The organism is Pseudomonas protegens, assembly GCF_003732485.1.
Taxonomy (GTDB): Bacteria; Pseudomonadota; Gammaproteobacteria; order Pseudomonadales; family Pseudomonadaceae; genus Aquipseudomonas; species Aquipseudomonas protegens_B.
The window spans coordinates 87,725-95,029 of sequence record NZ_MOAK01000028.1; the positions used below are offsets into that span (position 1 = coordinate 87,725).

10 protein-coding genes are annotated in these 7,305 nt (G+C 62.8%); 2 read left to right on the forward strand and 8 right to left on the reverse strand.

The annotated features are described in order from the left end of the window. The 6 genes from BLX41_RS04065 to ccmA all read right to left on the reverse strand — a co-directional run. A partial coding sequence (locus tag BLX41_RS04065) for a heme lyase CcmF/NrfE family subunit (protein ID WP_259744392.1) occupies window positions 1–1,379 on the reverse strand: 1,379 nt, incomplete at its 3' end. Between the two features lie 3 nt (window positions 1,380–1,382). Continuing rightward, the gene (ccmE, locus tag BLX41_RS04070; protein WP_011060019.1) at window positions 1,383–1,838 is read right to left on the reverse strand and encodes a cytochrome c maturation protein CcmE; all 456 of its coding nucleotides are present in this window, start codon (window positions 1,836–1,838) and stop codon (window positions 1,383–1,385) included. Then, a complete protein-coding gene (ccmD, locus tag BLX41_RS04075) occupies window positions 1,835–2,011 on the reverse strand; it encodes a heme exporter protein CcmD (protein ID WP_011060018.1) in 177 nt (58 codons plus the stop codon). Before ccmD ends, ccmE begins: the two co-directional genes overlap by 4 nt. Then, window positions 2,008–2,763 carry a heme ABC transporter permease gene (locus tag BLX41_RS04080; protein WP_123723875.1) on the reverse strand — a complete coding sequence of 252 codons (756 nt, stop codon included), beginning with the start codon at window positions 2,761–2,763 and terminating at the stop codon, window positions 2,008–2,010. The genes ccmD and BLX41_RS04080 overlap by 4 nt, the downstream gene beginning before the upstream one ends. 78 nt (window positions 2,764–2,841) lie before the next feature. Beyond that, window positions 2,842–3,510 (reverse strand): heme exporter protein CcmB, encoded by a 669-nt coding sequence (ccmB, locus tag BLX41_RS04085; RefSeq protein ID WP_060841898.1) that lies wholly within the window; start codon window positions 3,508–3,510, stop codon window positions 2,842–2,844. After that, window positions 3,507–4,142: a cytochrome c biogenesis heme-transporting ATPase CcmA gene (gene ccmA / locus BLX41_RS04090; RefSeq protein ID WP_123723876.1), complete on the reverse strand. Its 636-nt coding sequence runs from the start codon at window positions 4,140–4,142 to the stop codon at window positions 3,507–3,509. The genes ccmB and ccmA overlap by 4 nt, the downstream gene beginning before the upstream one ends. Window positions 4,143–4,338: 196 nt before the next feature. Here ccmA and fliK point away from each other — a divergent pair, with 196 nt between their 5' ends. Continuing rightward, window positions 4,339–5,922 carry a flagellar hook-length control protein FliK gene (gene fliK, locus BLX41_RS04095; RefSeq protein ID WP_123723877.1) on the forward strand — a complete coding sequence of 528 codons (1,584 nt, stop codon included), beginning with the start codon at window positions 4,339–4,341 and terminating at the stop codon, window positions 5,920–5,922. Beyond that, window positions 5,919–6,248, forward strand: coding sequence for an EscU/YscU/HrcU family type III secretion system export apparatus switch protein (locus BLX41_RS04100; RefSeq protein WP_123723878.1), 330 nt, complete (start codon window positions 5,919–5,921; stop codon window positions 6,246–6,248). Before fliK ends, BLX41_RS04100 begins: the two co-directional genes overlap by 4 nt. Window positions 6,249–6,308: 60 nt before the next feature. On the opposite strand, the gene BLX41_RS04105 is transcribed toward BLX41_RS04100, so the two are convergent. Both BLX41_RS04105 and BLX41_RS33480 read right to left on the reverse strand, forming a co-directional pair. After that, the gene (locus BLX41_RS04105; protein WP_123723879.1) at window positions 6,309–6,701 is read right to left on the reverse strand and encodes a DUF2802 domain-containing protein; all 393 of its coding nucleotides are present in this window, start codon (window positions 6,699–6,701) and stop codon (window positions 6,309–6,311) included. Beyond that, the gene (locus BLX41_RS33480; protein WP_011060011.1) at window positions 6,702–7,184 is read right to left on the reverse strand and encodes a chemotaxis protein CheW; all 483 of its coding nucleotides are present in this window, start codon (window positions 7,182–7,184) and stop codon (window positions 6,702–6,704) included. Window positions 7,185–7,305: the final 121 nt, after the last annotated feature.

The window sequence follows — 7,305 nt, forward strand, 5'->3', positions numbered from 1 at the left end:
AAGGTCGCCAGCACCGCCCAGTTGAAGTCGCCGTAGGCAATGCCGGCCACCACGGCCAGGGCCACGCTGCCCAGCAGCACCGGACCGAGCATGCCCAGCAGCCACTTCACCGGAGTATCTTTCCAGCGCACCAGCACGCCCACCGCCATCACCACCATCAGCAACGCCATCAGCGGAATGAACAGTGAATTGAAGTACGGTGGGCCCACCGACAGCTTGGCCCCGGTCAGGGCGTCCAGCACCAGTGGATACAGGGTGCCCAGCAGGATCATCGAGGCTGCCACCACCAGCACCAGGTTGTTGCCCAATAGCAGGGTTTCCCGGGACCACAGGTTGAAGCCCACCTGGCTCTTGACCACTGGTGCGCGCAGGGCGAACAGGGTCAGCGAGCCGCCCACCACGAACAGCAGGAAGATCAGGATGAACACGCCGCGCTCGGGGTCCGAGGCGAAGGCGTGCACCGAGGTCAGGACCCCGGAACGCACCAGGAAGGTCCCCAGCAGGCTCAGGGAGAAGGCGGCAATGGCCAGCAGCACGGTCCAGCTCTTGAATACCCCACGCTTTTCGGTGACCGCCAGAGAGTGGATCAGCGCCGTGCCCACCAGCCAGGGCATGAAAGACGCGTTCTCCACCGGGTCCCAGAACCACCAGCCACCCCAGCCCAACTCGTAGTAGGCCCACCAGGAGCCCAGGGTGATGCCGATGCCGAGGAAGGCCCAGGCGACGATGGTCCAGGGCCGCGACCAGCGCGCCCAGGCAGCGTCCAGGCGACCGCCGAGCAGCGCGGCGATGGCAAAGGCGAAGGCTACCGAGAAACCGACATAGCCCATGTAGAGCATGGGCGGGTGGACGATCAGGCCGATGTCCTGCAACAGCGGGTTGAGGTCACGACCGTCCGCCGGCACCTGGGGCAGGATCCGCGAAAACGGGTTGGAGGTCATGATCAGGAACAGCAGGAAGCCGGTGCTGATCATGCCCATCACCGCCAGCACACGGGCCAGCATCACTTGCGGCAACTGGCGCGAGAACACCGACACGGCGAAGGTCCAGCCCCCGAGGATCAGCGCCCAGAGCAGCAGCGAGCCTTCGTGGGCGCCCCACACCGCGCTGAACTTGTAGTACCAGGGCAAGGCGCTGTTGGAGTTGCTGGCCACATAGGCCACCGAGAAGTCGTCGCTCATGAAGGCGTAGGTCAGGCACCCGAAGGCGAACACCAGGAACGCGAACTGGCCCCAGGCGGCCGGCTGGGCCAGGCTCATCCACAGGCGGTCGCCGCGCCAGGCGCCCAGCAATGGCACCACGGCCTGGACCAGGGCAAAGCACAGGGCGAGGATCATCGCCAGGTGACCGAGTTCGGGAACGAACAGTGCGGAACTCATGGCTTAACCCTCTTTCGCTGGTGTCGGTGCCGACTGGCCGCTGTCTTTCAGGGCCTTGGTGACTTCCGGCGGCATGTATTTCTCGTCGTGCTTGGCCAGCACTTCATCGGCCACCACTACGCCATCGGCGTTGAGCTTGCCCAGGGCGACGATACCCTGCCCTTCACGGAACAGGTCCGGAAGGATGCCGCGGTAGGTGATGGTCACGGATTTGTTGAAGTCGGTGACCACGAATTTCACGTCCAGGGAATCGGCGGAACGCTGCAGGGAGCCGGCCTGGACCATGCCGCCAGCGCGAATCCGCGTATCCAGTGGCGCTTCACCGTTGGCGATCTGGGTCGGGGTGTAGAACAGGTTGATGTTTTCCTTCAGCGCACTAAGGGCCAGGCCGACGGCGATGCCGACGCCGACCAGAATCGCCAGGATGATCAAAAGACGCTTTTTACGCAGCGGATTCACTTACCGTTCTCCCGGCGCAGACGACGCGCCTCTTGTTGCAGATAACGCTTGCGGGCCAGGATCGGCGCCACCAGCTCACGAGCCAGGACGACCAGGCAAATGCCATAGGCCGACCAGACATAGAGGCCGTGATGGCCCATGGCGAGAAAATCGCTGAAGGATGCAAAACTCATTGTGCGGCCTCCAGACTGCGTTGGACTTCGGCCTTGACCCAGCTGGTCCGGGCTTCGCGCTTGAGCACCTCAAGGCGCATGCGCAGCAACAGCAACACGCCAAAGAAGCAATAGAAACCCAAGGACGTCAGCAGCAGCGGCAGCCACATTTCCACCGGCATGGCGGGCTTTTCGGTGAGAGTGAAGGTCGCCCCCTGGTGCAGGGTATTCCACCACTCCACCGAGTATTTGATGATCGGGATATTCACCACGCCGACGATCGCCAGCACCGCGCAGGCCTTGGCGGCGCTGTCACGATTGCTGATGGCGGCATTGAGCGCAATCAGACCTGCATACAGAAACAGCAGGATCAGCATGGACGTTAGTCGCGCATCCCAGACCCACCAGGAACCCCAGGTCGGCTTGCCCCAGATCGCCCCGGTTACCAGGGCCAGGAAAGTGATCGAGTGCCCGATAGGCGCCGCGCATTGCAGGGCGACATCGGCCAGCTTCATTTTCCACACCAGCCCGACCACACCGCACACCGCCAGCATTACGTAGCAGGACTGGGCCAGCATCGCCATCGGCACATGGATATAGATGATGCGAAAGCTGTTGCCTTGCTGGTAATCCGGTGGCGCAAAGGCCAGGCCCCAGACCACGCCGATACCGATCAGCAACACGGCGGCGACGCTCAGCCAGGGCAGCAACTTGCCGCTGATGCCGTAAAACCATTTAGGCGAGCCGAGCTTATGAAACCAAGTCCAGTTCATTCATTGCTTCCATCACGGTTGCTCTTCGCTTTCACGAACAGCCAGGGTCTTTACTGGTTGAAAAACAACCAGACCTCATTATTCGCCGACGCTAATCTTCAGGCCAGCAGCTATTGCAAAGGGTGTAAGGGTCACTGCCAGGGCGGTCAGGCTCCCAAGCCACAGCAGATAACCTGTCGCCGGCATGCCCTGCAGTGCCGCCTGCAGGGCGCCACTGCCGAGAATCAGTACCGGGATGTACAAAGGCAGGATCAGCAACGCCAGCAGCAAGCCACCACGCTTCAACCCCACCGTCAGTGCTGCGCCCACTGCACCAAGCAGGCTCAGCACCGGAGTGCCCAGCAGCAATGACAGCAGCAACACTGGCAGGCAGGCGGTAGGCAAACCGAGCATCAAGGCCAGCAAGGGTGCAAGCAATACCAGTGCCAGGCCGGAAAAGGCCCAGTGTGCCAGTACCTTGGCCAAAACCAGAAGAGGCAGGGGGTGCGACGAAAGGACCCACTGCTCAAGGGATCCGTCCTCGAAATCACTGCGAAAAAGCCCGTCCAGCGAGAGCAGGACGGACAATAAGGCCGCTACCCAGACCAACCCCGGAGACAAGGTTTGCAACAGATTTGTCTCAGGTCCCACGGCCAATGGGAACAGCGCAACGACAATGGCGAAAAACACCAGGGGGTTGGCCAGCTCCGCCGGGCGGCGGAACAGCAAGCGCGCTTCACGGGCCAGCAATTGGGCAAAGACGCTCATGCCGCCCACCGCCCCAGATCCACATCGCGGTAGCCCGCCGGCATGCGGGTCAGAGTGTGGTGAGTGGTCAGGACCACCATGCCGCCACGTTCACAATGATGGGCCAGGTGCTCCTCGAGCTGGGCCACCCCCTGTTTGTCCAGGGCGGTGAAGGGTTCGTCAAGGATCCACAGCGGCGGGCCGTCCAGATACAGCCGGGCCAGGGCCACACGGCGCTGCTGGCCGGCGGACAGGGTGTGACAGGGGACGTCCTCGAAGCCGCGCAGGCCGACGGCAGCCAGGGCCTGCCAGATGGCGTCGCGCGTGGCCGACTGGTGCAGAGCACAGAGCCAGTTGAGATTCTCCTCGGGGGTCAGGACATCCTTGATTCCGGCGGCATGGCCGATCCACAACAGATTGCGCGCCAGTTCGACACGCTGGGCATGCAAGGGCTGGCCATTGAGCAGTACCTGACCACTGGTGGGTTGCATCAGGCCGGCCAGCAGACGCAGCAGGCTGGTCTTGCCACTGCCGTTGGGGCCACTGATCTGCACCATGTCTCCGCCCGTCAGACGCAACTCGAGGTGTTCAAACAGCATCCGCCAGTCGCGCTCACAGGCGAGTGCTACGGCTTCGAGAAGAGGGCTGGTCAAGGGATAGCGGGCCTTTACGGGTTCAAGTCGGCAGTGGAGCGGCCGTTAAAGAGATGCAGGATAAATGCATTGGCGGCCTGTTCTAGAGAGCTGCGTCAAACATTTGCAATGTTTTCACCACTCCCCCAAAGACGGGCGGCATTATACATGCGAAGCCCTACTCTCAAGAGGGCTAATTTCCACAGGTTGTGTCCGAATGACAGGCGAAATGAACATCCTCCCGCTGCCCCAGGCGCCCGCTCCCGGCACCTCGCGCCCGCAGGTGATCAGCGGCGAACTGCTCAAGCTGGTGCAACCCATCGAGGGCCTGATTGCCGCAGGCCAGAGCGCCAAGGCCGAAGTACTGTCGCTCAAGCAGGCCGACCAGACCTTCCAGCTGCTGCTCAAGGTCACCCTGGACAACGGCCGGCAAGCCACTGTGCAGGCCACCAGCAGCCAACCGCTGCCCCAGGGCACCAGCCTGGCGGTCACCCAGCCGTCTGCGGGCAATCTGGCGATCACCGTGCAGCAGGCCATCGCGTCCAACGTTGCCGCCCTGACTCGCCTGGATACCACCCAACTGCCCGCCGGCACCCTGCTCCAGGGCAAGGTGCTGACCACCCAGCTCCTGCCTCAGGGCAGCAATCAGCCGGCGATCTACCGTTCCCTGGTGAGCCTGCTCAACACCGCGCAAAGTGGCGCTACCCTGAGCATCGACAGCCCGCAGCCGCTGCGTATCGGCAGCCTGCTCAGCGCCCTGGTCTCAGACTCGCAAACCTTGAATTTCGTCCCCCTGAGCAACCGCCAGGAACAACTGGCCATCGCCGCTCAGCTGTCTAGCCAGCAAAGCCGCCAAGGCTCCCTCAGCGGACTGATCAACGTCCTGCAGAACCTGCCAGCCGACAGCCCACTGCCCACTGTTTCAGCCGACCTGCGGGCCGCCGTGGAGCGACTGCTGGCCGGCCTGCCGGACCCGCAGCAATTGAGCAGCCCCCGGGGCGTGGCCCAGGCCCTGCTGGGCAGCGGCCTGTTCCTGGAAGCCAAGCTGCTGGCCGGAGCCAACCCGGGGCAGGCTCCGGACATGAAGGGCGACCTGCTGCGCCTGATCGCGCAGTTGACCCCGGCCCTGCCCGCCTCCAGCAGCTTCAACGCGATCATTGCCGCCAATACCCTGGCGCAGTCGTTACCGAGCTTCGTGCGCAGTGCCCTGGGCACCCTCGGCCAGGTCAGCGCCAAGACGCCGCCCAGCGGCTTCCCGCTGCCGGCACGGCTGCTGCAAAGCCTGGAGGGTGAAGGCGATCTGGAGCACTTGCTGCGCCTGGCCGCCGCCGCGATATCGCGCCTGCAAAGCCATCAACTGGCGAGCCTGGAACAGAGCGGCCAGACCGACGATGGCCGGCAACTGACCACCTGGCAGTTGGAAATTCCCATGCGCAACCTGCAGGACATCGTGCCCTTGCAGGTCAAAATGCAGCGTGAAGAAGCGCCGGAGCCGGAGCCACAACAAAAACGTGAAGAGCGAGAAACCAAACAGCCTTTGTGGCGGCTCGACCTGGCCTTCGACCTGGAGCCCCTGGGCCCCTTGCAGGTCCAGGCACAACTGATTCAGGGCCGGCTGTCCAGCCAGCTATGGGCCGAACGCCCCTACACCGCGAGCCTGATCGAAAGCCACCTGGGCAGCCTGCGCGAACGCCTGCTGGCTTCAGGGCTGGATGTCGGCGACCTGGACTGCCACCTGGGCATCCCGCCCCAGGGCCCGCAAACCCGATTGGAACAACGCTGGGTCGACGAAACCGCATGAAGCACACACCTCCTCCGCGCCAGGCCATTGCCCTCAAGTACGATGGTCAGCAAGCCCCGACCCTGACCGCCAAGGGCGACGATGATCTGGCCGAAGCCATCCTGAAGATCGCTCGGGACTATGAAGTGCCGATCTATGAGAATGCCGAGCTGGTGAAGCTGTTGGCGCGCCTGGAGCTGGGCGAGAGCATTCCACCGGAGCTGTACCGGACCATCGCCGAAATCATCGCCTTCGCCTGGAACCTCAAGGGCAAGTTTCCGGCCGGGCATGATCCGCATCAGGTGGAACTGGAGAAGGACATCACCGAACTCGGTGACGACTATTGAAGAGAAACCGCAGCAAGCGCTAAACCGCAAGCTTCCAGGGGGGAAGCCCGCGGTTTGTGACTAGCCTTTGTGCAGCTTGCTGACCAGCTCCGCCTCGGCCTGGGTCAGGCCGCAGGACTGGGTCAGCTCGTCGACACTGGCGCCCATGCCCACCAGGCGCGCGGCCTGGGCGAAGGACAGGCTGGAGGGGTCACGCTGCTCCAGCTGGGCCAGTTTGTCCGGCAAGGGACCCACCACCGCCCGCAGTTCGTGCAGATCCTCGCCCATGCGCACCGTACCGCTCTGGTAATGGTCAACGCGCTTGGCCAGTTCCTTGATCCGCTGGTCGCGCACGGCATCGCCTTCGGCCTGTTGCGCGGCGATCTGCCGCTGATTGCGGGTGTACGACAGGAATAGCGCCACAGTGGCGACCCAAAGGATCGCCAGGACAATCACCGCTACCTCGAGGATCAATCAGATACTCTCCAGTTCCGACCATTCCTCTTCGCTCATCATCTTGTCCAGCTCAACCAGAATCAGCAGCTCGCCGTTCTTGTTGCACACGCCCTGGATGAACTTGGCCGACTCTTCGTTACCGACATTGGGCGCGGTCTCGACTTCCGACTGACGCAGGTAAACCACTTCCGCCACGCTGTCGACCATGATCCCGACTACTTGCTTATCGGCTTCGATGATGACGATCCGGGTGTTGTCGTTGACTTCGGTAGGCACCAGGCCGAAACGCTGACGGGTGTCGATCACGGTGACCACATTGCCCCGCAGGTTGATGATCCCCAGCACGTAGCTTGGAGCACCCGGTACCGGAGCGATCTCGGTGTAGCGCAGGACTTCCTGCACGCGCATCACGTTGATGCCGTAGGACTCGTTATCCAGCTTGAAGGTGACCCATTGCAGGATCGGATCTTCGGAACCCTGTGCAGACGACGACTTATTCATACCCTGACCCCTCAAAAAACCGTTGAAAACGGCGTGTGTTCTGTGTGGCCACGTCCGACGGACGCGGCCTGTTGTTGATTTACTTCGGCTTGTGGGCCGCTTGACTGATAGCCATCTGCTT